23 protein-coding genes and 1 pseudogene are annotated in these 25,323 nt (G+C 72.5%); 10 read left to right on the top strand and 14 right to left on the bottom strand.

Annotated elements, in window-relative coordinates; all coding sequences use genetic code 11:
* A pseudogene (locus ACSNOK_RS12185) lies at nucleotides 1-602 on the bottom strand (hypothetical protein); the annotation flags it as partial.
* A 569-nt stretch (nucleotides 603-1,171) separates the two neighbouring features.
* Here ACSNOK_RS12185 and ACSNOK_RS12180 point away from each other — a divergent pair.
* On the top strand, nucleotides 1,172-2,935 hold the full coding sequence (locus tag ACSNOK_RS12180) for an acetyl/propionyl/methylcrotonyl-CoA carboxylase subunit alpha (RefSeq protein ID WP_436780638.1): 1,764 nt from the start codon (nucleotides 1,172-1,174) through the stop codon (nucleotides 2,933-2,935).
* Between the two features lie 125 nt (nucleotides 2,936-3,060).
* Here ACSNOK_RS12180 and ACSNOK_RS12175 read toward each other — a convergent pair whose 3' ends face one another.
* A complete protein-coding gene (locus ACSNOK_RS12175; RefSeq protein ID WP_436780637.1) occupies nucleotides 3,061-3,348 on the bottom strand; it encodes a type II toxin-antitoxin system Phd/YefM family antitoxin in 288 nt (95 codons plus the stop codon).
* Nucleotides 3,349-3,513: 165 nt separating this feature from the next.
* Here ACSNOK_RS12175 and ACSNOK_RS12170 point away from each other — a divergent pair, with 165 nt between their 5' ends.
* Nucleotides 3,514-4,074 carry a TetR/AcrR family transcriptional regulator gene (locus tag ACSNOK_RS12170; protein WP_436780640.1) on the top strand — a complete coding sequence of 187 codons (561 nt, stop codon included), beginning with the start codon at nucleotides 3,514-3,516 and terminating at the stop codon, nucleotides 4,072-4,074.
* A 113-nt stretch (nucleotides 4,075-4,187) separates the two neighbouring features.
* On the opposite strand, the gene ACSNOK_RS12165 is transcribed toward ACSNOK_RS12170, so the two are convergent.
* Nucleotides 4,188-5,258, bottom strand: coding sequence for a DeoR/GlpR family DNA-binding transcription regulator (locus ACSNOK_RS12165; protein ID WP_436780636.1), 1,071 nt, complete (start codon nucleotides 5,256-5,258; stop codon nucleotides 4,188-4,190).
* A gap of 127 nt (nucleotides 5,259-5,385) precedes the next feature.
* Nucleotides 5,386-6,810 (bottom strand): NAD(P)H-quinone dehydrogenase, encoded by a 1,425-nt coding sequence (locus ACSNOK_RS12160; protein WP_436780635.1) that lies wholly within the window; start codon nucleotides 6,808-6,810, stop codon nucleotides 5,386-5,388.
* Between the two features lie 136 nt (nucleotides 6,811-6,946).
* Here ACSNOK_RS12160 and ACSNOK_RS12155 point away from each other — a divergent pair, with 136 nt between their 5' ends.
* From ACSNOK_RS12155 to ACSNOK_RS12145, 3 genes are all read left to right on the top strand, one after another.
* Nucleotides 6,947-7,384 carry a gamma-glutamylcyclotransferase gene (locus ACSNOK_RS12155; RefSeq protein WP_436780634.1) on the top strand — a complete coding sequence of 146 codons (438 nt, stop codon included), beginning with the start codon at nucleotides 6,947-6,949 and terminating at the stop codon, nucleotides 7,382-7,384.
* 234 nt (nucleotides 7,385-7,618) lie between these two features.
* Nucleotides 7,619-8,440: a purine-nucleoside phosphorylase gene (locus ACSNOK_RS12150; protein ID WP_004943861.1), complete on the top strand. Its 822-nt coding sequence runs from the start codon at nucleotides 7,619-7,621 to the stop codon at nucleotides 8,438-8,440.
* Between the two features lie 694 nt (nucleotides 8,441-9,134).
* On the top strand, nucleotides 9,135-10,826 hold the full coding sequence (locus ACSNOK_RS12145; RefSeq protein ID WP_436780633.1) for a phospho-sugar mutase: 1,692 nt from the start codon (nucleotides 9,135-9,137) through the stop codon (nucleotides 10,824-10,826).
* A gap of 545 nt (nucleotides 10,827-11,371) precedes the next feature.
* Here the strand turns inward: ACSNOK_RS12145 and ACSNOK_RS12140 are convergent.
* The 7 genes from ACSNOK_RS12140 to ACSNOK_RS12110 all read right to left on the bottom strand — a co-directional run bounded on the left by ACSNOK_RS12140 (nucleotide 11,372) and on the right by ACSNOK_RS12110 (nucleotide 16,299).
* Nucleotides 11,372-12,007, bottom strand: a complete 636-nt coding sequence (locus ACSNOK_RS12140; RefSeq protein WP_436780632.1) for a hypothetical protein — start codon at nucleotides 12,005-12,007, stop codon at nucleotides 11,372-11,374.
* Nucleotides 12,008-12,355: 348 nt separating this feature from the next.
* Nucleotides 12,356-12,751, bottom strand: coding sequence for a DUF6415 family natural product biosynthesis protein (locus tag ACSNOK_RS12135; protein ID WP_436780631.1), 396 nt, complete (start codon nucleotides 12,749-12,751; stop codon nucleotides 12,356-12,358).
* A gap of 159 nt (nucleotides 12,752-12,910) precedes the next feature.
* On the bottom strand, nucleotides 12,911-14,137 hold the full coding sequence (locus ACSNOK_RS12130) for a helix-turn-helix domain-containing protein (RefSeq protein ID WP_436780630.1): 1,227 nt from the start codon (nucleotides 14,135-14,137) through the stop codon (nucleotides 12,911-12,913).
* Between the two features lie 37 nt (nucleotides 14,138-14,174).
* Nucleotides 14,175-14,507 carry a DUF6415 family natural product biosynthesis protein gene (locus tag ACSNOK_RS12125; RefSeq protein ID WP_436780629.1) on the bottom strand — a complete coding sequence of 111 codons (333 nt, stop codon included), beginning with the start codon at nucleotides 14,505-14,507 and terminating at the stop codon, nucleotides 14,175-14,177.
* Nucleotides 14,508-14,682: 175 nt separating this feature from the next.
* Nucleotides 14,683-15,531: a helix-turn-helix domain-containing protein gene (locus ACSNOK_RS12120; protein WP_436780628.1), complete on the bottom strand. Its 849-nt coding sequence runs from the start codon at nucleotides 15,529-15,531 to the stop codon at nucleotides 14,683-14,685.
* Between the two features lie 25 nt (nucleotides 15,532-15,556).
* Nucleotides 15,557-16,084, bottom strand: coding sequence for a DUF6879 family protein (locus ACSNOK_RS12115; protein WP_436780627.1), 528 nt, complete (start codon nucleotides 16,082-16,084; stop codon nucleotides 15,557-15,559).
* A complete protein-coding gene (locus ACSNOK_RS12110) occupies nucleotides 16,048-16,299 on the bottom strand; it encodes a hypothetical protein (RefSeq protein ID WP_436780626.1) in 252 nt (83 codons plus the stop codon). Before ACSNOK_RS12110 ends, ACSNOK_RS12115 begins: the two co-directional genes overlap by 37 nt.
* A gap of 1,518 nt (nucleotides 16,300-17,817) precedes the next feature.
* Between ACSNOK_RS12110 and ACSNOK_RS12105 the strand changes: the two genes are divergently transcribed.
* Nucleotides 17,818-18,372: a hypothetical protein gene (locus ACSNOK_RS12105; RefSeq protein ID WP_436780625.1), complete on the top strand. Its 555-nt coding sequence runs from the start codon at nucleotides 17,818-17,820 to the stop codon at nucleotides 18,370-18,372.
* 258 nt (nucleotides 18,373-18,630) lie between these two features.
* Here the strand turns inward: ACSNOK_RS12105 and ACSNOK_RS12100 are convergent, their stop codons facing one another.
* Both ACSNOK_RS12100 and ACSNOK_RS12095 read right to left on the bottom strand, forming a co-directional pair.
* Nucleotides 18,631-19,248, bottom strand: a complete 618-nt coding sequence (locus tag ACSNOK_RS12100) for a PH domain-containing protein (protein WP_436780624.1) — start codon at nucleotides 19,246-19,248, stop codon at nucleotides 18,631-18,633.
* A 115-nt stretch (nucleotides 19,249-19,363) separates the two neighbouring features.
* Nucleotides 19,364-20,299, bottom strand: a complete 936-nt coding sequence (locus tag ACSNOK_RS12095) for a hypothetical protein (protein ID WP_436780623.1) — start codon at nucleotides 20,297-20,299, stop codon at nucleotides 19,364-19,366.
* Nucleotides 20,300-20,577: 278 nt separating this feature from the next.
* Between ACSNOK_RS12095 and deoC the strand changes: the two genes are divergently transcribed.
* Genes deoC through ACSNOK_RS12080 form a run of 3 tightly spaced genes read left to right on the top strand, consistent with a single transcriptional unit; the run spans nucleotide 20,578 to nucleotide 23,892 of the window.
* Complete coding sequence (deoC, locus tag ACSNOK_RS12090) at nucleotides 20,578-21,579, top strand: deoxyribose-phosphate aldolase (protein WP_436780622.1); 1,002 nt, start codon at nucleotides 20,578-20,580, stop codon at nucleotides 21,577-21,579.
* The gene (locus tag ACSNOK_RS12085; RefSeq protein ID WP_436780639.1) at nucleotides 21,576-23,012 is read left to right on the top strand and encodes an aldehyde dehydrogenase family protein; all 1,437 of its coding nucleotides are present in this window, start codon (nucleotides 21,576-21,578) and stop codon (nucleotides 23,010-23,012) included. The genes deoC and ACSNOK_RS12085 overlap by 4 nt, the downstream gene beginning before the upstream one ends.
* A complete protein-coding gene (locus ACSNOK_RS12080; protein ID WP_436780621.1) occupies nucleotides 23,005-23,892 on the top strand; it encodes an aldehyde dehydrogenase family protein in 888 nt (295 codons plus the stop codon). Before ACSNOK_RS12085 ends, ACSNOK_RS12080 begins: the two co-directional genes overlap by 8 nt.
* 61 nt (nucleotides 23,893-23,953) lie before the next feature.
* Here ACSNOK_RS12080 and ACSNOK_RS12075 read toward each other — a convergent pair whose 3' ends face one another.
* On the bottom strand, nucleotides 23,954-24,373 hold the full coding sequence (locus ACSNOK_RS12075) for a hypothetical protein (RefSeq protein ID WP_436780620.1): 420 nt from the start codon (nucleotides 24,371-24,373) through the stop codon (nucleotides 23,954-23,956).
* 125 nt (nucleotides 24,374-24,498) lie between these two features.
* Here ACSNOK_RS12075 and ACSNOK_RS12070 point away from each other — a divergent pair, with 125 nt between their 5' ends.
* Nucleotides 24,499-25,167 (top strand): uridine kinase family protein, encoded by a 669-nt coding sequence (locus ACSNOK_RS12070; protein WP_436780619.1) that lies wholly within the window; start codon nucleotides 24,499-24,501, stop codon nucleotides 25,165-25,167.
* Nucleotides 25,168-25,323 lie beyond the last annotated feature (156 nt).

Genomic DNA, 25,323 nt, shown 5'->3' with positions numbered 1-25,323 from the left:
GGCGGGGTGGGCGCCTGGGGCGGAGTGGGAGCCTGGGCCTGCTGGGGCTGCGGCTGGGTCATGGGCGCCTGGGCCTGCGGCTGATTCGTGGACGTCCGAGGCGCCGGGGCCGTCCGGGGCGCGCTCGGCCGCTGCTTTCCGGCGGCGTGGCGCGGGCCCGCGGCGTGGCGGGGGCCGGCGGCGTGACGCGGGCCCGCCGCGTGACGCGGGCCGGACGCCGATCGGGCCGGGGCCGCCTTAGGGGCTCCGGCCTCCTTCCGGGCTCCGGCCTCCTTCCGGGCTCCGGTCGCCTTGTGCGCGCCGCTCGCCTTGTGCGCGGCGGTCGCCTGCCGCGGGGTGATCGTCCCCTCCCCGGCGCTCGCCGTCCGCCCGGTCTCCGGCGCCGTCCGCCGCGGGGTCTGCCGCGCCGTCGGCTGCGGCGCCTTCCGCGCGGGGGCCGTCCGGGACGGGGTGGCGGTGGCCGGCGGCGCGGTGACGTCGTCCGCGCTCGCCGTCGGCCCCTTCGGCTCCGGCAGCGGCAGCGGTGCGGCGGACGCGGCGGCTGTGGTCACGGAGAGGGCGGCCCCGGCCAGGGCGGCGGCTGCTGCGATGCGCTTGATCATGACTTCTTCAACGATGTCGTGCCATATCGGTCACCGCCTCGGACGCCCCCGAGGCCCGTCCGGCCCAGGGAACACCCCGGAAATCGCACGCACTTCACCCCACCCCCGCCTGTGTGCGACCCGCGCGGCTCCGCACGCTACTCCGGACTCGGAACGGAACAGCGGCAGTTGACGGCGAGCCGCGTCACTCCCGTCCGTCCCGCCCCAGCGCGCGCACCCTTCGTACGACCGCGCCCTCGCCCGCGTCGGCCGCGAAAGGCGCCGACCGCCCGTACCCGCCCCGGACGCCCCTCCGCCCGAACGTGCCGCACCGCAAACTTTCCGCCGCCCGTTCGTAGGGACCCCACAAAGAATGCGCCCCGGCGCACCCGGATGATCGCCGAGACCTTGACCACACGCGGATTCCGTCCGCAGGCCGACAAGAGCGGCGTACCGTGGGACATCAAGGGTCTCCGGGGTGCGCGGAAGGTGCGCTTCACGCTCCGTGTGGGCAAGGTCACCCTCGACGTCGGGTCGGCACAGAGTGTCGCCAGTACCTAAACTCACCTTGTTTCAAGGAGGGAGCCATCGTGCGCAAGGTGCTCATCGCCAATCGTGGCGAAATCGCTGTCCGCGTTGCTCGTGCGTGCCGGGACGCCGGGATCGCAAGTGTGGCGGTCTACGCCGATCCGGACCGGGACGCCCTGCACGTCCGGGTGGCCGATGAGGCGTACGCGCTGGGTGGTGACACTCCCGCGGCCAGCTACCTCGACATGGCCAAGGTGCTCGCCGCCGCGGCGGAGTCCGGGGCGGACGCGATCCACCCCGGTTACGGCTTCCTCTCCGAGAACGCCGAGTTCGCGCAGGCCGTCCTCGACGCGGGCCTGACCTGGATCGGCCCGCCGCCGCACGCCATCCGCGACCTGGGTGACAAGGTGGCGGCCCGTCACATCGCCCAGCGCGCCGGCGCGCCGCTGGTCGCCGGCACGGCCGACCCGGTGTCGGGCGCCGACGAGGTCGTCGCCTTCGCCGAGGAGCACGGCCTGCCGATCGCCATCAAGGCCGCCTTCGGCGGTGGCGGTCGCGGCCTGAAGGTCGCCCGCACGCTCGAAGAGGTGCCGGAGCTCTACGACTCGGCCGTCCGCGAGGCGGTGGCCGCCTTCGGCCGCGGCGAGTGCTTCGTCGAGCGGTACCTGGACCGTCCCCGGCACGTCGAGACCCAGTGCCTGGCCGACAAACACGGCAACGTCGTCGTGGTCTCCACCCGCGACTGCTCCCTCCAGCGCCGGCACCAGAAGCTCGTCGAGGAGGCGCCCGCGCCGTTCCTGACCGAGGAGCAGAACGCCGAGCTGTACCGCGCTTCCAAGGCCATCCTCCGCGAGGCGGGCTACGAGGGCGCCGGCACCTGCGAGTTCCTGGTGGGCCAGGACGGCACGATCTCCTTCCTGGAGGTCAACACCCGGCTCCAGGTCGAGCACCCGGTCACCGAGGAGGTCTCCGGGATCGACCTCGTCCGCGAGATGTTCCGCATCGCCGACGGCGAGGAGCTCGGCTACGACGACCCGCCGCTGCGGGGTCACTCGTTCGAGTTCCGCATCAACGGCGAGGACCCGGGCCGCAACTTCCTGCCCGCCCCCGGCACCGTCACCCGCTTCGACGCGCCGTCCGGCCCGGGCGTCCGGCTGGACGCGGGCGTCGAGGCCGGCAGCGTCATCGGCCCGGCGTGGGACTCCCTGCTGGCCAAGCTGATCGTCACCGGCGCCACCCGTGAGCAGGCCCTCCAGCGGGCCGCCCGCGCGCTCGGCGAGTTCCAGGTCGAGGGCATGGCCACGGCCATCCCGTTCCACCGCGCGGTGGTCGCCGACCCGGCGTTCGCGCCCACCGACGGCACGCCGTTCAAGGTGCACACGCGCTGGATCGAGACCGAGTTCCAGAACACGATCCCGCCGTTCACGGGCGCCGCGGCCGAGGACGAGGACGAGGCACCGGGCCGCGAGACCGTGGTGGTCGAGGTCGGCGGCAAGCGCCTGGAGGTCTCCCTCCCGTCGTCGCTGGGCATGACCATCGCCCGCACCGCCGCCGCCGGCGGCGCCCGCCCCAAGCGCCGCGCCGCCAAGAAGGCCGGCTCGGCCGCCTCGGGCGACGCCCTGACCTCGCCCATGCAGGGCACGATCGTCAAGGTGGCGGTCGAGGAGGGCCAGCAGGTCGCCGCCGGTGACCTGATCGTGGTCCTGGAGGCCATGAAGATGGAGCAGCCCATCAACGCGCACCGCGCGGGCACGGTCAAGGGCATCACGGCGGAGATCGGCGCTTCGGTGTCGTCCGGCGCGGTGATCTGCGAGATCAAGGACTGACGGGTTCGCCCGTACGCGAGGGCCCCGGTCGCATCCGCGCGGATGCGACCGGGGCCCTCGCGCGCGTCACGCGACGCGACCGCCCAAGCGCGTTCACGCCGGGGTGTGCCCCCACCGCGGTCCGATCACGCGGTCGGCTTCCCCTCCGCCGCCTCGTCGGCGGCAAGCAGCGTTTCGACCTCGTCGAACGGGATCCAGCGGCTCGCGGGGTCTTCCGCGACGGCCTTGGCCGACGCCAGGTCCGCCTCGTCCCGGAGCCGTCGCAGTTCCTCCATCACCCCCACCGGCACCAGGACCGCCGCCGGCTTCCCGTACTCGGTGATGACGATGTGCTCGTGCCCGTGCCCGTGCCGCACCCGGCCGACCAGCTGCCCGAGCCGGTTGCGGGCCTCCACGAGGGGATAGCTCTCCATATCGAAAAAACGGTACTGACAGGCGACTGTGCAGACAGTCGCCCGTTCGTATGAAACGACCCCGCCGAGCGCCCTCCGCCCCCATGACATCCTTGACAACGCGGGGAGCGACCGGGAGGACGGACGGACATGACGACCGAGACGGCACGGACGTCAGCACGACCCATGCGGGCGGACGCCCGGCGCAACTACGAGCGGCTGCTCGCGGAGGCGCGGACCGCCTTCACCGCGCACGGCACGGACGCCTCGCTGGAGGACGTCGCCCGGCGGGCCGGGGTGGGCATCGGGACGCTCTACCGGCACTTCCCCAACCGCACGGCGCTGATGTGCGCGGTCTTCCAGGGCGAGGTCGACGGGCTGCTGGCGCGCTCGCGGGAGCTGCTGGCCGCGCCCGAGCCGTGCCGGGCGCTCGTGGACTGGCTGCGGGCCGTCATCGCGCACGCCAGCACCTACCGGGGGCTGGCCCGGGCCCTGATGGCCGCGCAGTCCGACGACGCGTCCGCGCTCGCCCGGTGCAGCCAGCCGATGCGCGAAGCGGGCGGCACCCTGCTCGCCCGCGCGCAGCGGGCCGGGGTGGTCCGCGCGGACGTGAGCGTCACCGATCTGCTCCAGCTGACCAACGCCATCGCGCTGGCGGTGGAACAGACGCCGGAGGACCCGGAGTTGGCGGACCGGCTGCTCACCCTGACGCTGCGCGGCATCCGGCCGGAACGCCGCGCGGACTGACAGGTCCGCCGGCCGGCGTTCCCTCTTCCGCATTCACCCGAACGGGTGCTCTTCGGGGCGGCGGCACCCGCCCGTCCCCCGGCCCGCCCGTGGGCGGGCGCCGCGGCGCCCGCTCAGCGCCGCCGCGGTGCCAGGTCCGCGACGCGAGCCGGCGGCTGCTCGCCGCCCAGGGGCCCGGCGCCGCGCAGTTGGGCCTGCATCCCCGGCGGGCCGCCCTGGGCGGGCCCGGGGTAGGGCTGGCCGTGCGGGCCGCCGTGAGCGCCGTGCCGGCCGCCCTCGCCGCCCAGCGGGTGGGCCCGCCGCTGCCCCGGCAGGGGCGGCGCGTCCCGGCGGCGGCCGGGCGGGCCGGACTCGCCGTGGGTGCCCGGCTGCGCGCCGGAGCCGGCGACCGAGATGTGCACGCCCTGGTCGGCCAGGGCCTGGAGCTCGGTGGCCGCCCGCTCGTCGTGCGGCGGGGGCTCGTCGGTCACGAGTCTGGTGATCACGTCCGTCGGGACGGTCTGGAACATGGTGTCGGTGCCGAGCTTGCTGTGGTCCGCGAGGACCACCACCTCGGCCGCGGCCTGCACCAGGGCCCGGTCGACGCTGGCGGAGAGCATGTTGGAGGTGGACAGGCCGCGTTCGGCCGTCAGGCCGCTCCCGGAGAGGAACGCCCGGGAGACCCGCAGCCCCTGGAGGGACTGCTCGGCGCCGCTGCCGACCAGCGCGTAGTTGGAGCCGCGCAGGGTGCCACCGGTCATCACGACCTCGACCCGGTTGGCGTGGGCGAGCGCCTGGGCGACGAGCAGGGAGTTGGTCACCACGGTGAGCCCCGGCACCCGCGCGAGCCGGCGGGCCAGCTCCTGCGTGGTGGTACCGGCGCCGACGACGACGGCCTCGCCCTCCTCGACGAAGCTCGCCGCGAGGTCGGCGATGGCCGTCTTCTCCGCGGTCGCTAGATGGGATTTCTGCGGGAAGCCGGACTCCCTGGTGAAACCGCCCGGCAGCACCGCACCGCCGTGCCGGCGGTCGAGCAGCCCTTCGGCTTCGAGCGCCCGTACGTCACGCCGTACGGTCACTTCGGAGGTCTGGACGACACGGGCGAGCTCACGCAGCGATACCGCTCCGTTGGCACGCACCATTTCGAGGATCAATTGGCGACGTTCTGCAGCGAACACGAAACCGACAGTAACGCCAACGACCATCTGCTTTCAGCAGGTTGCACCAACTAACGGAAGTTGTTCGCCGCGCTGCCCAAGAAGTGGTATAGGGAACCGGAAGGAGAGCCGCCTCCTCCGCTCACCGTCCGGTCCCCCCGGGCCCCGGAGGGCCTCAGCCTTCCCGCTGGGCCTTCCGCGTGTGCAGCTGACGCGCCACTTCCGCGACAGACCCGGACAGGGACGGGTACACGGTGAACGCGTTCGCGATCTGTTCCACGGTCAGATTGTTGTCGACCGCGATCGAGATCGGATGAATCAGCTCGCTGGCGCGGGGCGCCACCACCACGCCGCCGACCACGATGCCCGTGCCGGGACGGCAGAACAACTTGACGAATCCGTCCCGGATTCCCTGCATCTTCGCGCGGGGATTGCGCAGCAGCGGCAACTTGACGACCCGGGCGTCAATCAGACCCTTGTCGACGTCCGCCTGCGAATACCCGACCGTGGCAATCTCGGGATCCGTAAATACGTTCGCCGATACAGCCTTGAGATTGAGCGGCGCCACCGCGTCGCCCAGGAAGTGGTACATCGCGATCCGGCCCTGCATGGCGGCGACCGAGGCGAGCGCCAGCACACCGGTGCAGTCGCCGGCCGCGTAGACGCCGGGAGCGCTGGTGCGCGAGACCTTGTCCGTCCAGATGTGGCCCGACTCCGTCAGCCGGACGCCGGATTCCTCCAGGCCCATGTCGGCGGTGTTGGGGATCGAACCGACGGCCATCAGGCAGTGCGTACCGCTGATGACCCGCCCGTCGGCCAGGGTGACCTCCACCCGGTCGCCCACCCGCTTGGCGGCCTGCGCCCGCGAGCGCGCCATGACGTTCATGCCGCGGCGGCGGAAGACGTCCTCCAGCACGGCGGCGGCGTCCGGGTCCTCGCCCGGCAGCACCCGGTCGCGCGAGGAGACCAGGGTGACCTCCGAGCCCAGCGCCTGGTACGCGCCGGCGAACTCGGCGCCGGTGACGCCCGAGCCCACCACGATGAGCTCCTCGGGGAGCTCCTCCAGGTCGTAGACCTGCGTCCAGTTGAGGATGCGCTCGCCGTCCGGCAGCGCGTCCGGGATCTCGCGCGGGTGGGCGCCGGTGGCGACCAGCACCGCGTCGGCGGTCAGGGTCTCCTCCCGGCCGTCCGCCACCCGTACGACCACCCGGCGGGTGCCGTCCGGCTCCCGGACCGGGTCGAGCCGGCCCCGGCCGCGCAGCACCCGGCCGCCGGCCCGGGTCACGGAGGCGGTGATGTCGTGCGACTGGGCCAGCGCCAGCCGCTTCACCCGCCGGTTGACCTTGCCCAGGTCCACCCCGATGACGGCGCCGTCGTCGACGGTGATGCCCAGCTCCTCGTACGACGAGTCGAAGGAGGTCATCACCTCCGCCGTCGCTATGAGCGTCTTCGAGGGCACGCAGTCGGTGAGCACCGACGCCCCGCCCAGACCGTCGCAGTCGACGACGGTCACCTCCGCACCGAGCTGCGCGGCGACGAGCGCCGCCTCATAGCCGCCGGGTCCGCCACCGATGATCACGATCCGAGTCACGTACTCCATTGTCCCGCACCCATCAAAGCGACTCCTTCCGGGGCCTCCGGTGGTTCCTGCCGCGGCGCGGGGACCCGTTACGGGCCTCCCCTACGAGACTGCCATCCCAAATGCGGTCCCGCCTCACTCCCGTACCCTCAGAACCATGTCGCTCTACGCCGCGTACGCCGGCAACCTCGACGCGCGGCTGATGACGCGCCGCGCCCCGCACTCGCCGCTGCGCGGCACGGGCTGGCTCGCCGACTGGCGTCTGACCTTCGGCGGGGAGCAGATGGGCTGGGAGGGCGCCTTGGCCACCGTGGTGGAGGAGCCGCGGTCGCAGGTCTTCGTCGCCCTCTACGACATCGCCCCGATGGACGAGGACTCGATGGACCGCTGGGAGGGCGTCGGCCTCGGCATCTACCGGCGGATGCGGGTCCGCGTCCACACCCTGGAAGGCGACGAGACGGCCTGGATCTACGTCCTCAACGGCTACGAGGGCGGCCTCCCGTCGGCCCGCTACCTGGGCGAGATCGCGGACGCGGCAGAGTCGGCGGGGGCGCCGCACGACTATGTGATGGAGATCAGGAAGCGGCCGTGCTGAGGCTTTTCAGCCCGTCCGGCACACCACCCAGCCCGTCCGGCGTTTGAGGACAACCGCGCGGAGCGCGGTTTCGGGGGGCCTGGGGGCCTGCCCCCAGGAAACGGCGAAGGGGTGGGACAGGGGCACCCCAGGCGCAAGCCGCACCCCCCTCGTCGGATGCCACGAACCAACAGTCGCAAGACCGTAACCTGCGACATCTACGCGCGTAGGCGCCGACCGGTTACCCTCGTCCGCGTGAACGCATCAGTTACTCCGGACATCCAGGCCGACCCGTACGCCGCGGCCGACGCCGCCGCCGCCCGTCTGCGCGAGCTCACGGGCGCCGAGACCCACGACGTCGCCCTGGTCATGGGCTCCGGCTGGGTTCCCGCGACCGAGGCGCTCGGCACCCCCGAGACCGAGTTCCCGGTCACCGAGCTCCCCGGCTTCTCCGCCGCCGCCGTCGCCGGCCACGCGGGCACCGTGCGCTCGTACAAGATCAACGACAAGCGCGCCCTGGTCTTCCTCGGCCGCACGCACTACTACGAGGGCCGCGGCGTGGCCGCCGTCGTGCACGGCGTCCGCACCTCCGTCGCCGCCGGCTGCAAGACCGTCGTCCTGACGAACGGCTGCGGCGGTCTGCGCGACGGCATGCGTCCGGGTCAGCCGGTGCTGATCAGCGACCACCTGAACCTCACGGCGACCTCGCCGATCGTCGGCGCCAACTTCGTCGACCTCACGGACCTGTACTCGTCCCGCCTGCGCGCCCTGTGCAAGGAGGTCGACGAGACCCTGGAGGAGGGCGTCTACGCCCAGTTCCCCGGCCCGCACTACGAGACGCCGGCCGAGGTCCGCATGGCGCGCCTGCTGGGCGCCGACCTGGTGGGCATGTCCACCACCCTGGAGGCCATCGCGGCCCGCGAGGCGGGCGCCGAGGTGCTCGGCATCTCCCTCGTCACCAACCTGGCCGCGGGCATGACCGGCGAGCCCCTCAACCACGAAGAGGTGCTCCAGGCCGGCCGTGACTCGGCCGCCCGCATGGGCTCGCTGCTGGCCCAGGTGCTGCCCCGCCTGTGACGGGCCACCCGTGACGGCCGTCCGGAGGCGCGGATCCACCCACGGCGGGCTCGCCGTGGGCGGGCCCGCGCCTCCGGCGCGTCCCGCGGCTTCCGGTCGGTACGGGCCCAGTGGGCGGTACGGGCCGTGGGCCGTACGGGCCGTGGGCGGTACGGGCCCGGGGTGGGCCCGACGCAGCGGCTCAGCTTCCCGGGACCACCGGCGGCGAGGCGGCCCCGGAGATCCGCCGGCTTCCCGGCGGTCGCCGACGGCCCGCCAAGCGGTCTTCACGACGTTTCGGGGAACACCCGTGACAGGGGGAGCACCCGTGACAGGGGGAGCACCCGTGACAGCAGGAACGACCGCACCCTCGTCCGCCTCACCACCCACCGCATCACCGCCCGCCGCCCGTCCCGCCCGTCCCCGGCCCGTCCCGACGGACTCACGAGCCTCACGAGTCCCGACAGACTCGGAAGCCCTGACCAGCACAGCAGCCCCGGCCGACACGGCAGCCCTGACCGACATGGCCGCCCCGCTCGGCACAGCAGCCCCGGCCGATACGCCGGTCCCGCCCGGGACCGTCCGGCCGCACCGCCCCGCTCGCGGGGCACAGCACCGCGCGTAGCACGGTGAGACGACCGCCACGGCGCGCCGCCGTGGCACGACACCGCGCCGCGCGGAACCGCACGCACGCAGACAACCCCGGAGGAACATCGTGGAGCAGGAGCGAGACGACCTCCTCACCCGAGCCCGGACCTGGCTCGCCGAGGACCCCGACCCCGAGACCCGCGCGGAGCTCGCCGCGCTGGTCGACGCCGAGAACCTGCCCGAGCTGGCGTCCCGCTTCGCCGGCACCCTCCAGTTCGGCACCGCCGGCCTCCGCGGCGAGCTGGGCGCGGGCCCGATGCGCATGAACCGCGCCGTGGTCATCCGGGCGGCGGCGGGCCTCGCCGCGTACCTGAAGCAGCAGGGCCATGCCGACGGCCTCGTCGTCATCGGCTACGACGCCCGCCACAAGAGCGCGGACTTCGCCCGCGACACCGCGGCCGTCATGGTCGGCGCGGGCCTGAAGGCGGCGCTGCTGCCGCGCCCGCTGCCCACCCCGGTCCTGGCGTTCGCCATCCGCCACCTGGGCGCCGTGGCCGGCGTCGAGGTGACCGCGAGCCACAACCCGCCGCGCGACAACGGCTACAAGGTCTACCTGGGCGACGGCTCGCAGATCGTGCCGCCGGCCGACGCCGGCATCGCCGCCGAGATCGCCGCCGTGGCGAGCCTGAACGACGTGGCGCGCCCCGAGTCGGGCTGGGAGACGCTGGACGACGCGGTCGTCGAGGCGTACCTGAAGCGCACCGACGCCGTCCTCACCGAGGGCTCGGCGCGCGACGTGCGCGTGGTCTACACGCCGATGCACGGCGTCGGCCGGACCGTCCTGACCGCCGCCTTCGCCCGCGCCGGCTTCCCGGCGCCGGTCGTCGTCGCCGAGCAGGCCGAGCCGGACCCGGACTTCCCGACGGTCGCGTTCCCCAACCCGGAGGAGCCGGGCGCGATGGACCTGGCGTTCGCCACGGCCCGCGCCGCGGCCGAGCGCGGCGAGGCGCCGGACATCGTCATCGCCAACGACCCGGACGCCGACCGCTGCGCCGTCGCCGTCCCGGACCCGTCCGCCGACGCGGGCTGGCGGATGCTGCGCGGCGACGAGGTGGGCGCGCTGCTGGCCGCGCACCTCGGCCGGAAGGACGCGACCGGTACGTTCGCGACGACGATCGTCTCCTCGTCGCTGCTCTCCCGCATCGCCGCGGCGAGCGCCGGCGTCGACTACACCGAGACCCTCACCGGCTTCAAGTGGCTGGCCCGCGTCGACGGCCTGCGCTACGCCTACGAGGAGGCCCTCGGCTACTGCGTGGACCCCGCGGGCGTCCGGGACAAGGACGGCATCACCGCCGCCCTGCTGGTCGCGGAACTGGCCGCCGGGCTCAAGGAGCAGGGCCGGTCCCTGACCGACCTCCTCGACGACCTCGCGGTCGAGCACGGCCTGCACGCCACGGACCAGCTCTCGGTCCGTGTCCAGGACCTGTCCCTGATCGCCGCCGCCATGCGCCGGCTGCGCGAGCAGCCGCCGACCGCCCTGGCCGGCCTCGCGGTCGCCACGGCGGAGGACCTCTCGGAGGGCTCCGAGGCCCTGCCGCCGACCGACGGTCTGCGGTACCACCTTTCGGGTGACGCCGACGGCACCGTCTCGGCCGCCCGGGTCATCGTCCGCCCGAGCGGCACCGAGCCCAAGCTCAAGTGCTACCTGGAGGCCGTCGTCCCGGTCGGCTCCGCGACGGACCTGCCCGCCGCACGCCGCCGCGCGGCGGACGTCCTCGCCGCGATCAAGAAGGACCTGGCGGAGGCGGCGGGCATCTGACCCGGCCCGCCACATGCCTTGCGAGGCCCCGCTCCCGGGACATCCGGGGGCGGGGCCTCCGCCGTCATACGGCACGGCGGCGGAACCGGACGGAAGCCGACGGCCACTGGGCCGGCGTGAACGTCGCTTCCAAGCGGGCTCAAGGGGGCCCAGTGCCCCTGTCGACGGTGGGGCCGGTGCCGCGGTGTTCGCGGTGATACCGGTCGACGTGATGCGCCCGGCGCCGCCGCGACGGCGGCGACAGCGGTGGCGGGGCCCGAAGCGGCGGCCGACGCGCGCGCGTCGGTGTCCCTGACCGTCCGGGCCCCCGCCGCCCCGGTGCGGAGGGTGGCGGGGGCGGCGGTCCGGTCCGCTGCCGCCGCGACGGCGCGCATCGCCGCGTGATCCCATATGAGCGACGGCACCGTCACCACGGACTTCGCCGGGCGGAGCGCCCGCTCGGTGTGGAATCGCGTCGGTCACCCGCCGGTGGTCCCGTCCACCCGCTAGACGCCCCGGCCGACGAGCCGGATGGAAGGTGGCCGCGTCGACGGGCGACAGGGGCACTATCCCCTTTCCGCAACACCGTAGTGGGCGATCAGCTCGGCGGCGTAGGCGTCCGGGACGAAGCCGTCGTGGAAGGTATGCGGCAGCCAGAACGTCAGCGCGCCGGCCGCGTCGAGGCACGGCCCGTACCGCGCGCGCCAATCGTGCCGGGCCGCCTCGTCCGGGAAGCCGCGGACGACGGCGACTTCCGGGTCCCGTTGGCCCCAACAGCCCCAACGGCCGGAGGGGCCGGTCACCGCGACCGTCCGCGCCGCGATGGTGATCGACTCCAGGTGCTCCCGGCCCGAGTCGAACCCGACCTCCGCCCAGTAGTCGTCCGGCGTGGCCTCGACGGACAGCGACAGCGCCGCCGGTCCGGCGACACCGTCCGCCGCGACCACGAGCAGATCGACCTGTCGGTCGCCGTGCGACTCGGCCAGCGCGGCGAGCGCCGGCCAGGCGTCCGGAGTGAGCAGCGCATCGAACTCGCAGAACACCGCATCGTCGGCGAGATGCCGGAAAACCGGCGCGGGCAACCTGGCACCGAGATCGAAAACGGCAGCGGCGCGGGCACGGACGGTGTCCGGGTTCGGAGTCATGGGAGCGGTGCCCTGGTCCTCGGCGTGGCATAGGGCGGGGCGGACGTGGCCGGTCATACGGCGAGGGTATGCACGCCCTGATCACCGGGGGAAACCCAACCCGCCCCGGCTAGGCCATGGTCGAGACAGAGCCGCAAGGTGGAACACGCGGTGCCCGTTTTCCGCCCGGCATGGCCGCATGGCCGACATCCGGGCCGGACGCGTCGTCCGCACCACCGCGCCCCGTCCCACCGTCGGGGCGTACGGCATCGGCGAAGGCCTGGTGACCCGGGTGGGCCTGCCGGCGCCGGAGGAGATGGCGGAGGCGACGGCGGCGCACAGTCGTGGTGGGGCGACGAAGAGGCAGGCTTCCGGAGGCCCGGCACCGGCTCGTCGCGGCGTACGGCTCCGCCTCCGCCAACCTCCCTACTCGTCAAGGCAGTCGGCAAGCCGCCGACACGTCCGCCCCAGGTCGTCCATGTACCGGAAGGCAGCCTCGCCGTCGCGCCCCGCGAACCGGTCCAGGTCGTCCTGCGCCCGGTTGATCAACGCCGTCCACTGGATCCACGCCATCGTCCCGCGCTCGATCCCCTCCACCCGGCTCCGTGCCACCCGCAGCATGCGCCGCATGTGCTCGCGCAGGGTTCCGGTGATCTCCCGCACCTCCGCCGCCCGGGGCGGACGCGCCCGTACCTGGAGGGCACGGCGCACGGTGGCGCGGACGGAGACCAGGTCGATGGGCTCGATATCGCCGGTCATCAGCGTCATGACGGGCGGATGCGGGTCGCGGTCACGGCTGGTCGGCTCATCGGCTGGGGGCATGGTGATCTCCTGCTTCCGTCTGTGGCAGCACGCCGTCGGGCCTGCGCGCCGTTCATCGGTGGCGGGCGTTCCGGTTCCTGGGCCGCCGCTTCCTGCGCGGCAAGCCTGCCGTGACGGTCTGTCCGGCCACAGGGACGCAACGTCCCACTTTCCGGCGCTTCACCGCGCCCGTTCCTCCACTCCCAGGAGCGCGGCCAGCCTGCGGAGCCCCGGCGGGTGCGCCGGCCCGGACAGCAGGTCGACGACGATGGCGACGGCGAGCGTGTGGTGCCGCATCCAGCCCGGGGCCGTGCGGTGAAGCTTCTCCAGCGCCCGTACCGCCTCGGCCGCGTCCCCGACATCGGCGTGCGCGCGGGCCAGGTCGAGGAGCAGCCAAGTCCGCCAGGACGGCGGGATGTCAGCGCTCAACCGCATCCGCCGGGCAAGGCGGAGGGCTTCCTGCGGCCGGCCGTGCTGCACAGCGAGGCGCACGCGTTCGATGCGCACGGACGACCGGCTGAACACGCTGACCAGCTTGCCGTTGGGTGCCGGCGGCAGAGCGACCAGGCGGCCCGCGGCCTGCTCGGCCGTACGCATCATCTCGTCGGCGGTGTCGTAGTCACCGGAACGCGCGGAACTGGTGGCGGCGGACATCAGCAGCCCGCCCCAGACGCGTACGCCCTCCGTGCCGCGCGCGTGGACCCGCTCGACGCCGTCGGCGGCGTGCACGGCCAGGCGCAGCGCGTCGTCCAGCCGGTTCTGGCGCTGGTAGGCCCAGGCGACGGAGTTGCAGACCATGGCGGAAAGCAGCGGGTCCCCGGACGCCTCGGCGGCGGTGACCGCCCGTTCCAGCGCGGACAGGGCGAGATCCGTCTTGCCGAGACGGATCGACAGATGCCCGCCGAGTTGCAGCGCCTTCGCCAGACCCGCTTGCCCGACGGCACGTTGCGCGTCGTCACCCACCGCGGCGGCCAAGCGGTTGTCGGCGATGATTCCCGGCAGCGCCGCCATCAGCGGCTCGAACTCGGCGGCGTGGTACAGCGTCCACGCCTCTTCGAGCGTGGAGCGGAGCAGCGGGAGCGTGACGGCCTCCGGTCCGTCCGGTTCAGGCGGCGGGGCGAAGAGGGCAGGCGCGATCGCCCGTCGCAATGCCACGAGCCGGGGCGGCTCCGCCTGCCCGGTGGAGGGAACCCCCGGCGGATCCCCCAGCAAGGCGGTGAGCTCCACACCGAGGCCCCGGGCCAGAGTGTGCAGCGTAGGGAGCCGAGCGGAGTGCTTGCGCCGCTGTTCCAGCTTGCGCACGACGTCGACCGACACCCCGGCCCGTTCCGCCAGCGCTTCTTGCGTGAGCCCGGCCATGCGCCGCAGCTTCCCCAGACGATCACCAAGGTGCTCGTTCGCAGCCATGCTCCGACGCTACGCCCCGGCGCCCGCAACGGGCTCCCTACTCGTCAAGGCAGTCGGCGAGCCGCCGGCACGTCCGCCCGAGGTCGTCCATGTACACCGCCGCCGCGAAGCCGCCGTTCCCCACGACACGATCCAGGTCGTCCTGCGCCCGGTTGATCAACGCCGTCCACTGGATCCACGCCATCGTCCCGCGCTCGATCCCCTCCACCCGGCTCCGTGCCACCCGCAGCATGCGCCGCATGTGCTCGCGCAGGGTTCCGGTGATCTCCCGCACCTCCGCCGCCCGGGGCGGACGCGCCCGTACCTGGAGGGCACGGCGCACGGTGGCGCGGACGGAGACCAGGTCCAAGGGTTCGATGTCGCCGGTCATCAGTGGCGCGACCAGTGGGGTGCGAAGCGGCTTCTGTCGTGGGTTTTCATCAGAGGAGGGCATGGGCGATCGGTGTCCCTTCCGGCGGCCTCGGGTGGTGACATGCTCAGGTGGTCACGACGCTAGGAGAGGGCGGCATCCGGGAACCACGAGGTTGCGGACGATTGCAGGCCGCTCACTGGAGCGAGTGAATCGCTGCCGTGATCAGGTCTCGCGCAGGCCGCCCGTGCACGGCAAGCGCCCCAAGGGCAGCGAACGCCCGTGCGTAAGTCCGCACTTCGCTGGGCTGTGTGACGGTGACCTTGGCGGTAAGCAGCTCCACATGAACGCGCTGATCATCGAACATCGTGAAGGTTTCCTGGCCCCACATCGTCCGCAAGGCGGTACGCGGGATGATGCCCAGCGACACGTTCGGCAGCCGCATGGCGGTAAGCAGGTGGTCGAGTTGCTCGGCCAGTACGGAAGTGTCTCCATATCGGTAGTAGAGAACGTCCTCCTCCAAGAGGAGAGCGAACTCATGCCCTGCTCGATAGATGATTTGCGAGCGGGCGGCTCGTGCTCTGGCAGCCGCGACCGCGTCGTCAGGGAGGCCACGGAATCCGGCGATGACCGACAGAAGCGAACGCGCGTAATCCTCCGTTTGCAGAACACCCGGCATCACGCGCGTGGAATAGACACGGAAACGGCGTGTGCGCTCGTACAGGGGAAGGTACGACTCCTGGAGCCGACAGAGGCCGGTTCGCTGCAATCGACGCCACTGAACGTACATCGACTCGACCGTACGGCTGGTGGCGATAAGGTCCGCGGCCTGGTCCTCCGCCCCGCAGGCACGGCACCAGGCACGCAGATCATCATCGGTGGGCGACGTCTTCGCGTTCTCCAGCCGTAAGGTCTTGGCCGGATGCCATCCACACGCGGCAGCCACATCGCGCCCGCTCAGGCCGGCGTCCAGTCGCAGTTCGCGAAGGCGTCCGGCCAGTGCCTCCCGGACCGTGCGCGCGCTTGATGACGGAGACGTCGACATGTGTGGCGGTCAGGAGAGGTTCGATCTACACCTTGAACTGGTCGTGCGGGACGGCGCGTTCCCCCACGGCCTCGAAGGCCGCGGCGCACAATCGCACCACTTCCGCTTCGCGCCTTACCTCCGGCCCGGCCGATGCTCCGTCTCCTGTGAAGTGATTGAACCGCACCACTTCATCGTCGAACAACCAGAAGTCGTTGCCGGGCAGGGCGATATCCGAAGCGTAGCGGCGAGGCAACCAGCGAACGGACTCTCCTGCTTCGACGTTCAAGGCCGTCCCGGCGTACTCGAACCGGATGTACTCGGAGACGGGCTCGGACACGATGCGCGCACGCCGCAGCGTGACGCCCCTCGCAACACTTACGGCCACCAGGTCGAGCCACGCCCGACGCCGTCCCGCCCGGTCGCGACGACTGCTGTCGTCTCCGCGCTTCCACGCCTCGAACTCGGCTGCCTCCGCGGCGATTCCGTAGACGTCCCGCATCTCCAGATGAACGGCCGACCGGCGGCACTCAGCGATCATCTCCGAGAAGCTCGGCGCGTTCTGCTGCGGCATCGCATGCCTTCCTGAGCTGCTGAACCATCCTGGCGGGAATAACGGATCACTGCCTCGGTCTCCGGGATATGCCCGGATTCGAGGCATTCCCGCTCTGTTTCCTCATCCGTTTTCCACCCCTGGAAGACCAGATCCGCGTTCTTCCGATCGACCCACACGGTAGGGCATTCATCGCCATCAGTGTTGGGATCCTTGCCGAAGAACTCCAGCGCCACGTCAACTCCCCTTCAGGCGACCCTTTGGCTGCACGAGCGTCACTTCGGCGATCGCATCCGTCAAGGGCGCACCGGGGCGCACGGCGGGCGCAATACCCGCCTCTGGGCGCCGGGTAGCAGTCACCTACGCCGCTCAGGCGGGGGTGCCTGGGTGGGATCGGCGGCGGCTCGCCGCATCGACGGTTCCGGGTCTTGGTGGACCGCGTCCTGGCGCTTCCCGCCTTTGGAAGAAAGGAAGTTGGGAAAGCCATACCCGACCAAACCCTCCCCGTCACACCATCGGGTGACGCGGTGGATCGGGTGTCGAGCGGCGCGGTACGGTCGCCGCGAACAACCCGTAAACGTAGACGGCCCCCGCTGGGACTGGCATCCCGGGGCGAGGGCCTGATCATCAAGGAAGCGAAGACCTTCCCTATGACTGAGGCGCAGTTTAGCGCGCGGGTGTCCGCGCGCGCCGGGCGGTCGCGCGGTGGAGTGATCCATCTGCGGCACCGGCACACGAGTCATTTCACCGTCGTCGGCAACCACCTCCCCCAGCACCGCGAGCTGTCGTTGGTCGCGATCGGGATCGGGGTCTACGTGCAGTCGCTGCCGGACGGTGTTCCCATCGGCATCAAGGACCTCACCCGCCGCTTTCCTGAAGGCGAGGTGACCATCGGGCGCGGGCTGCGGGAGTTGGAGGCCGCCGGGTACCTGGAGCGGCGACGCGTCCGGAACGCCGGCGGGCAGGTCGTCACCGTCACGCGATGGCACGAGCAACCGCGTGACGCGGCGGCGAGGGCGTGCTTCCGGGAGGCACCACCACCTGACGCGGCCGGGACAACCGGGCGTCGCCTGTCCGCCCCGGCCCGGCTCGGTGGACGGTCCGACGCCGAGGGCGGCGGCTCGGGCGACGGGGAGCGAGGGCGGGCGCGACCCGGCGTGCGGGCGGGCGGTCCGCCTCCGAACCCGGTCGGCGGCGGCTGTCGTGACTCCGCTCGCGCACGCCAGGCGCCCGCCGCCCAGGGCGCTCCGCACCCGGAGCCGGTTTCCGGCCCGCTCACGGCATGGGCTGCGGAGGTCTCCTCGCGGCCGGCTCCGCCGTCGGATTCCGGTCAGCGACCGGAATCCGTCACGGTAGCCGTAACCGATCCCTATGCGGCTGCGCCGCCATCGGCGCCCTTGGTACCGGCCGTGCGTCCCGCCCCGGTCACGGCTACGGCTACGGCTACGGCTACGGCTACGGCTACGGCTACGGCTACGGGCGATCCTCTGTCTCCCGTCCCGGTCACACCTTCGTGCTCGGGTGCGTCATCGGGATCGGGTGCGTCTTCGGACCCCGGCACGCCCTCAGCCCCGGACGCACCCTCAAACCCGGGCGCACCTTCAGAGTCGGGCGGGCCTTCGGAGCCGGGTGCGCCCGCGGACCCGGACCCGGATCCGTGGCCGGTCCCGGGTCTGCGGACAGCCTCCGGTCCGCGCTCGGGTTCCGTACCGCTATCAGCTCCCGCCCCGGCTGTCGGCAGGCAGGCAGCCGCCATGTCACCCGCGGGTCCGCACCCGTCGTCAGGCCCGGTTCCGTGGTCGGCTTCCTTCGCCATCCCGGCCCCCGCCTCCGCTCACCGCCTCGACGGGTCGCACGGCCGTGAACCGAGCGGCACTGGTCGACCAGGGGGACAGCCGATCCGGCGGCCGGGCGACGGAGCGGCGGAAACCGTCGCCGCCGACCTTCTCGCCGGTCTCCGCCGGTACGACCCCCGCCTGCTGCTCTCCGTCGACGACGTACGGGAACTCGTCCCCGCCGTCCAAGCGTGGCTCGACCGGGGCGTCGAGGCCGTCCACGTCACCCGGGCGCTGACCGCCGACCTGCCCGTGGGCCGGATCGCCCGGCCCGTGGCGCTGTTGCGGCACCGGCTCCTCCGGGGGCTGCCGCCCGCGCTGCCCGCGGATGAACCCCGGCCCGCTCCGGTCGCCGCGCCGAAGCCGCTCCCCCTCCAGACCTGCGACGGCTGCGAACGCGCCTTCCGCGCCGCCCGCCCCGGGCTGCTCTGCCGCGACTGCCGGGAACGAGCCGCCGTCGTCGCGGCGGGGTGACCCCCGCCCGTCAGCACCCGTCAGAACCCGTCACCCTCGCCGACGGCCGGGCCGGACCCAAGCCCTCGCCCCGGCGGGGAGACGGACCCCGACGCCATCGGGGCCCAGCGCCACGCCCTGTACCGGCAGCGGGAGCGCGCCGGGGAAATCGTCGGCGGCAGCCCAGGCGCCTCTAGCCCTCGTCAGACGGACAGCGACGGCACGAGCCGATATGGAACGGGCGGTCCGCACCGCACCACCCGGTCTCCTCGTGCCGCCTCAGATCATCGCGTACAGCACCACGCACAACACCAGCCCCACCACCGACGGCGCGATCAGCTCGTACGCCCAGCGGACCGACGTCTCCCCCTGCGCGCCCTCCCTGCCCGCGCAGCGCTCGGCGAGTTCGCGCAGGTCCTCGATGGCCTGGTCGGAGGGCGAGCGGTCCGGGGCGTCGGAAGCGCTGACCGTGGCCCGGTCGCTGAGGCCCTCCGCCGCGGCGCGCTGCTGGCGGCCGGCGGCCCGCTTGCGCTGGCGGAGGGAGACCGGGATGGCCCAGAGCTGGTATTTCGCGCCCTCCGTCAGCACCTCGCTGGAGTACCCGGCGCGGACGGCGACGACGCGCGACCACGGGAGGGTGATCGTCCGGAAGGGATTGCGCACCAGAAGACGGTCCTCCGAGGCCCAGACCGCCGGGCGCACGGTGAACGCGATCACCAGCGGCACCAGGAACAACAGGCCCGCCAGCGCCAGCCAGGGCGTCCGGCCCGTGCCCCGCACGATCGCGTCGCCGCCCAGCCACGCGGCCAGCCCCAGCAGCAGGACGCCGCTCGCGATACCGGCGGCCGAGCGGTAGCGGCGCTCGGCGAACTCCGGCGCTTCTGGAGAACTCGTCATGGGCCGATTCTGCCGGACCACGAGCCTCCCGGACGTTGCAGTACGGCAACGCCGTACCGCCCGTACCAGCGGGAACGCGGTGTGCCGGGGTGACGCGGGGTGTAACGAGGGGGTGTTACTTGACGTGGTTCACCACGACGCAGCCCTTGGGCAGCTTCGGGAACAGCGTGGTGGCCGGGTGGCTGCCGGCACCGCCCTGCGTCTGGAACACGAACTTCGGCTGGACACTGCCGACGTTGGTGATCTTCGCGATGATGCCCGCGTCCTTGGGGAGGGAGGGGTGCTTGCGGTCGAGGTGGGCGAAGTAGACGGGACGGCCGTCGTCACCCGCCGTGTAGAGCCAGGCCTCCGGGCCGCGCGGGGTGTTGTACAGACCGGCCATCGCGCCCGCGCCGATGCTCTCGGTCTTCTTGGCGACGCACTGGCCGGACGGGAGGGCGGAGCCCTGGCCGTTGCTGCCCTTGTCCTTGAGCGCGGTCACCTTGCCGCTGCGCGCGTTCAGCTTGACCAGGTACTCGCCGCCCTTGCCGACCAGCGCCTGGGGGTGCTTGGCGTCCAGGACGGCCGCGAGGTTGCCGTTCCAGACGACGAACGCCGTGTGCTCGTACCGCCACTTCTGGTAGACGGCGGCGCGGTTGCCGTGGCCGCCCGGGAGCGGGGTGTTGCCCACGTGGCTGCCGCCGCGCGCCTGGTGGAAGCCCTTGTCCGTGCCCAGCCCGAGGTCCTTCTCACGCACCGAGCCGACCTTGCCCGTGTTGACGTCGATCTCGATGAGGATGTGCTCGTGGGTCAGGTAGGGCCGCTTGGAGTCGAGGGTTCCGAGCTTCTTGCCCTTCGAGGTGAGGACCTCGGCGCGGTACTCCTTCGCGCCCTTGTAGACCTTGGCGACGCTGCCGTCGAGCAGCTTCACCGTCCGTACCGGTGAGGACTTCGCCGCGGCCGCGGCAGGGGTGTGGGGGGCCGCGAAGGCGGTGGAGACGGGGGCGAGCACGGCCCCCGCGACGGCGGCGGAGGCGAGGGCGATGCGCAGGGTGTGACGGCGACGGGACATGCGTGGCTCCTGGTGACGAGCGCCGGACGGGTAGACGATCCGCATGCCGCTTTCCTCAAGGTGTGGGGCCGGTGAGTCGGGCGGTGCTGCTGGGAAAGAATCTATGGATCTTGTGTCATCACCCGGTCTTTCGAATGTCACGGGACCTCGACAGCGAACGGAGGAATCACCTCCACGTCCGCGGGGAAAGCGGGATCCGTACCCCAATCGGAAGAACCGCTTCCGCGTCGCAGGGGGGTGACACGCGCTACGCGCGTAGATATGCTCATCAGGTGACCATGTCCCAACCTCTAAGGTTCCCTTCCCCCGGCAAAGAAGCCGCGGAGCGACTGGCCTCGATGGCGGATGTCACCGCCTCCGACGGTGCGCTGCGCCGCTTCCTGCACGGCCTCCCGGGCGTCGACCCGGTCGGGCTGGAGGCCCGCGCCGCCGCGCTCGGCACCCGCTCGATCAAGACGACGGCGAAGGCGTACGCCATCGACCTGGCGATCTCGATGATCGACCTGACGACCCTGGAGGGCGCGGACACCCCGGGCAAGGTCCGGGCGCTGTGCGCCAAGGCCCTCAACCCGGACCCGACGGACCGCGGCACGCCGCGTACCGCCGCCGTCTGCGTCTACCCCGACATGGTGGCCACCGCGGCCGAGGCCGTGCGCGGCTCGGACGTGAAGGTCGCGTCCGTCGCCACCGCCTTCCCCGCGGGCCGCGCGGCCCTGCCGGTGAAGCTGGCGGACACCAGGGACGCCGTCGCCGCCGGCGCGCACGAGGTCGACATGGTGATCGACCGCGGCGCGTTCCTGGCCGGGCGCTACCTGAAGGTCTTCGAGGAGATCAAGGCCGTCAAGGAGGCCTGCCGCCGCGAGGACGGCACGGCCGCCCGCCTGAAGGTCATCTTCGAGACCGGCGAGCTGTCGACGTACGACAACATCCGCCGCGCCTCCTGGCTCGGCATGCTGGCCGGCGCCGACTTCATCAAGACCTCGACCGGCAAGGTCGCCGTCAACGCCACGCCCGCCAACACGCTGCTGATGCTGGAGGCCGTCCGCGACTTCCACGCGCTCACCGGTGTCCAGGTCGGCGTGAAGCCCGCCGGCGGCATCCGTACCACCAAGGACGCGCTCAAGTTCCTGGTGCTGGTCAACGAGACCGTCGGCGAGGAATGGCTGACGAACGAGTGGTTCCGTTTCGGTGCCTCCAGCCTGCTCAACGACCTGCTGATGCAGCGGCAGAAGCTCAGCACCGGGCGCTACTCCGGTCCCGACTACGTGACGGTGGACTGATCATGGCTTTCGATTACGCACCGGCGCCCGAGTCGCGCGCGGTCGTCGACATCGCCCCCTCCTACGGGCTGTTCATCGACGGCGAGTTCCGCGAGGCGTCCGACGGCAAGGTCTTCAAGACCGTCTCGCCGTCGACCGAGGAGGTCCTCTCCGAGGTGGCGCAGGCCACCGAGGCCGACGTGGACGCGGCTGTGAAGGCCGCCCGCAAGGCGTTCGAGAAGTGGTCGGCGCTGCCCGGCTCGGAGCGCGCCAAGTACCTCTTCCGCATCGCCCGCATCATCCAGGAGCGCTCCCGCGAGCTCGCCGTCCTGGAGACGCTGGACAACGGCAAGCCGATCAAGGAGACCCGCGACGCGGACCTCCCGCTGGTCGCCGCGCACTTCTTCTACTACGCGGGCTGGGCCGACAAGCTGGAGCACGCCGGCTTCGGCCCGAACCCCAAGCCGCTGGGCGTCGCGGGCCAGGTCATCCCGTGGAACTTCCCGCTGCTGATGCTGGCGTGGAAGATCGCCCCGGCGCTGGCCGCCGGCAACACGGTCGTCCTCAAGCCGGCCGAGACCACGCCGCTGTCGGCGCTGTTCTTCGCGGACATCTGCCGCCAGGCCGGCCTGCCCAAGGGCGTCGTCAACATCCTGACCGGCGACGGTACGACCGGCGCCGCTCTGGTGGGCCACGACGGCATCGCCAAGGTCGCCTTCACCGGCTCCACCGCCGTCGGCAAGCAGATCGCCCGGACCGTCGCCGGTACGGACAAGAAGCTCACCCTCGAACTGGGCGGCAAGGGCGCCAACATCGTCTTCGACGACGCCCCGATCGACCAGGCCGTCGAAGGCATCGTCACCGGCATCTTCTTCAACCAGGGCCAGGTCTGCTGTGCCGGTTCGCGCCTGCTGGTGCAGGAGTCGATCCAGGACGAGCTGCTGGACGCGCTGAAGCGCCGGATCGCGTCCCTGCGCGTCGGCGACCCGCTGGACAAGAACACCGACGTCGGCGCGATCAACTCCGCCGAGCAGCTGGCCCGGATCACCGAGCTCGCCGACAGCGGTGTCGCCGAGGGCGCCGAGCGCTGGGCCCCGGCCTGCGAACTGCCGTCGTCCGGCTACTGGTTCGCGCCGACGGTGTTCACCAACGTCACCCAGGCCCACCGGATCGCCCGCGAGGAGATCTTCGGCCCGGTGCTCTCCGTGCTGACCTTCCGCACCCCGGCGGAGGCCGTCGCCAAGGCCAACAACTCGCAGTACGGGCTGTCGGCCGGCATCTGGACGGAGAAGGGGTCGCGCATGCTGGCCGTCGCGAGCAAGCTGCGGGCCGGCGTCGTCTGGGCCAACACGTTCAACAAGTTCGATCCGACTTCGCCCTTCGGCGGCTACAAGGAGTCGGGCTTCGGTCGCGAGGGTGGCCGTCACGGTCTGGAGGCGTACCTCGATGTCTGATGCACGACTGAGCGTCTTCAAGACCTACAAGCTGTTCGTCGGGGGCAAGTTCCCCCGGTCCGAGAGCGGGCGGGTGTACGAGGTGACCGACTCGAAGGGCAACTGGCTCGCCAACGCGCCCCTGTCGTCCCGCAAGGACGGCCGTGACGCCGTCGTGGCGGCGCGCAAGGCGTTCTCCGGCTGGTCCGGCGCGACCGCGTACAACCGCGGCCAGATCCTCTACCGCGTCGCCGAGATGCTGGAGGGCCGCCGGGAGCAGTTCACCGCCGAGGTCGCCGACGCGGAGGGCCTGTCCAAGGCCAAGGCCGCCGCGCAGGTGGACGCCGCGATCGACCGCTGGGTCTGGTACGCGGGCTGGACGGACAAGATCGCCCAGATCGCGGGCGGGACGAACCCGGTCGCCGGGCCGTTCTTCAACGTCTCGTCCCCCGAGCCGACGGGCGTCGTGGCCGTCGTCGCGCCGCGGGAGTCGTCGTTCCTCGGCCTGGTGTCGGTGATCGCCCCGGCGATCGCGGCCGGCAACACGGTCGTCGTGGTCGCGTCCGAGAAGGCGCCGCTGCCGGCGCTCTCCCTCGGCGAGGTGCTGGCCACGTCCGACGTGCCGGGCGGCGTCGTCAACATCCTGTCCGGCCGGGCGGCGGAGATCATGCCGTCGCTGGCCGCGCACCAGGACGTCAACGCGATCGACCTGGCCGGCGCGGACGCCGAGCTCGCCACGGAGCTGGAGGTGGCCGCGGCGGACAACCTGAAGCGCGTCCTCCGTCCACAGCCTGTGGACTGGGCGGCGGCGCCGGGCACCGGCCGCCTGATGGCGTTCCTGGAGACCAAGACCGTCTGGCACCCGACGGGGTCGCTGGGCGCGGGCGGTTCCTCCTACTGAGCGGGACAGCGCGAGAGGGCGGGACCGTACGGTCCCGCCCTCTCGCGTTCTCCCCGGCGTCTCAGCGCGGCAGCAGGTTCAGCCCCGGGACGTCCTGCAGCTTGCCGCCGTCCGACAGGGAGCCCGTCAGCGCCCGTGTGCTGACCGGCTTGAAGTCCGCGACCTGGGTGCCGACGGCGTTGTTCAGCGGGTCGGAGCCCGTCCCCGCGAGCGGATTGACGGGCAGCATCCGCAACACCGGGACCAGCGGCTCGACCGACTTCTGGAGGCCGATCCGCACCCCTTCGCCCGCGGCGGCGAGATCGATCTGCCCGAGCTGCGCCTGGGCCCGGTTGGCGTGCCCGCCGGCCGGCCGGGCGCTCGCCTCCGTCGCACCCGTGACGGCGATGGCCGCCCCCGCGGTCAGGGTCAGTCCCGTCCGGACCAGGGGACGCGCGAGACGTGAGGAAGGACGGAACGCGTGACGTGCGTGCGAGGCCATGACCACCTGCCGTGCCGGGGACCGGAATCCATTCAGCCACGCAGCGTAGTTTAACGGTCACGCTCGGCGCATCCGGCGACCCAGGGGGGTCCCTCTTCCGGCCCAATGCGTCACACTGGTCTCCCGTGACTGCCCTCCCGCCCCAGACGCCGTGCGCCCGCGTGATCCTGCTGACCGGACCGTCCGGCTCCGGCAAGTCGTCCCTCGCCGCCGGCACCGGCCTCCCGGTGCTCAACCTCGACGACTTCTACAAGGAGGGCACGGACCCCACGCTCCCCCAGCTGCCGGACGGCACGGGCGCCGACTGGGACTCCCCGCTGTCCTGGGACGCGGACGCGGCGGTCGCCGCGATCGACGCGCTCTGCCGGACGCGGCGCGCCGGCGTCCCGCTCTACGACATCTCCACCAGCTCGCGGACCGGCGAGAGCACGCTGGACATCGGCCGCACCCCCCTCTTCGTGGCGGAGGGGATCTTCGCCGCCGACATCATCGACCGCTGCCGCGACCTGGGCGTGCTCGCCGACGCGCTGTGCCTGCGCGGCCGCCCCTCGACGACCTTCCGGCGCCGGCTGGTGCGCGACCTGCGCGAGGCCCGCAAGCCGGTCCTCTACCTGATCCGCCGCGGACTGCGGCTGATGCGCGACGAGCGGGGGATCGTGGCCCGGCAGACCGCCCTCGGCGCGTTCGCCTGCGGCCGGGACGCGGCGATGGGCCGGATCGCGGCCGCGGCGGCCGGGCACTGCGAGAAGGTGGGCACCCCGGAGCGGGCCGCACGGCCGGGCGCGAAGGTCTGAGGCGGGCAGCCGGGGCGGGGCGCTGGAGGAACGGCGCGCAGAGAAGCGACGCGCGGCGGGACGGCACGGAAAGGCCCGGAAAGGCACGGAACGCGGAAGCGGGCGGACAGACCCCCCGGCCGTCCGCCCGCTTCCTTCCCCCGTTCCCCCCTCTTC

The organism is Streptomyces sp. URMC 126, assembly GCF_051386555.1.
In the GTDB taxonomy this organism is placed as follows: Bacteria; Actinomycetota; Actinomycetes; order Streptomycetales; family Streptomycetaceae; genus Streptomyces.
Note: the sequence above shows the minus strand (reverse complement) of the source record. Positions and strands in the feature narration are given on the sequence as shown.

Excerpts from the sequence above, each read along its gene's own strand:
- ACSNOK_RS12175 (WP_436780637.1), bottom strand. The coding sequence starts at position 3,348 with ATGGAGAGCTATCCCCTCGTGGAGGCCCGCAACCGGCTCGGGCAGCTG.
- ACSNOK_RS12170 (WP_436780640.1), top strand. The coding sequence starts at position 3,514 with ATGCGGGCGGACGCCCGGCGCAACTACGAGCGGCTGCTCGCGGAGGCG.
- ACSNOK_RS12165 (WP_436780636.1), bottom strand. The coding sequence starts at position 5,258 with ATGGTCGTTGGCGTTACTGTCGGTTTCGTGTTCGCTGCAGAACGTCGC.
- ACSNOK_RS12160 (WP_436780635.1), bottom strand. The coding sequence starts at position 6,810 with ATGGAGTACGTGACTCGGATCGTGATCATCGGTGGCGGACCCGGCGGC.
- ACSNOK_RS12155 (WP_436780634.1), top strand. The coding sequence starts at position 6,947 with ATGTCGCTCTACGCCGCGTACGCCGGCAACCTCGACGCGCGGCTGATG.
- ACSNOK_RS12140 (WP_436780632.1), bottom strand. The coding sequence starts at position 12,007 with ATGACCGGCCACGTCCGCCCCGCCCTATGCCACGCCGAGGACCAGGGC.
- ACSNOK_RS12135 (WP_436780631.1), bottom strand. The coding sequence starts at position 12,751 with ATGCCCCCAGCCGATGAGCCGACCAGCCGTGACCGCGACCCGCATCCG.
- ACSNOK_RS12130 (WP_436780630.1), bottom strand. The coding sequence starts at position 14,137 with ATGGCTGCGAACGAGCACCTTGGTGATCGTCTGGGGAAGCTGCGGCGC.
- ACSNOK_RS12125 (WP_436780629.1), bottom strand. The coding sequence starts at position 14,507 with ATGACCGGCGACATCGAACCCTTGGACCTGGTCTCCGTCCGCGCCACC.
- ACSNOK_RS12120 (WP_436780628.1), bottom strand. The coding sequence starts at position 15,531 with ATGTCGACGTCTCCGTCATCAAGCGCGCGCACGGTCCGGGAGGCACTG.
- ACSNOK_RS12115 (WP_436780627.1), bottom strand. The coding sequence starts at position 16,084 with ATGCCGCAGCAGAACGCGCCGAGCTTCTCGGAGATGATCGCTGAGTGC.
- ACSNOK_RS12105 (WP_436780625.1), top strand. The coding sequence starts at position 17,818 with ATGTCACCCGCGGGTCCGCACCCGTCGTCAGGCCCGGTTCCGTGGTCG.
- ACSNOK_RS12100 (WP_436780624.1), bottom strand. The coding sequence starts at position 19,248 with ATGACGAGTTCTCCAGAAGCGCCGGAGTTCGCCGAGCGCCGCTACCGC.
- ACSNOK_RS12095 (WP_436780623.1), bottom strand. The coding sequence starts at position 20,299 with ATGTCCCGTCGCCGTCACACCCTGCGCATCGCCCTCGCCTCCGCCGCC.
- deoC (WP_436780622.1), top strand. The coding sequence starts at position 20,578 with ATGTCCCAACCTCTAAGGTTCCCTTCCCCCGGCAAAGAAGCCGCGGAG.
- ACSNOK_RS12080 (WP_436780621.1), top strand. The coding sequence starts at position 23,005 with ATGTCTGATGCACGACTGAGCGTCTTCAAGACCTACAAGCTGTTCGTC.
- ACSNOK_RS12075 (WP_436780620.1), bottom strand. The coding sequence starts at position 24,373 with ATGGCCTCGCACGCACGTCACGCGTTCCGTCCTTCCTCACGTCTCGCG.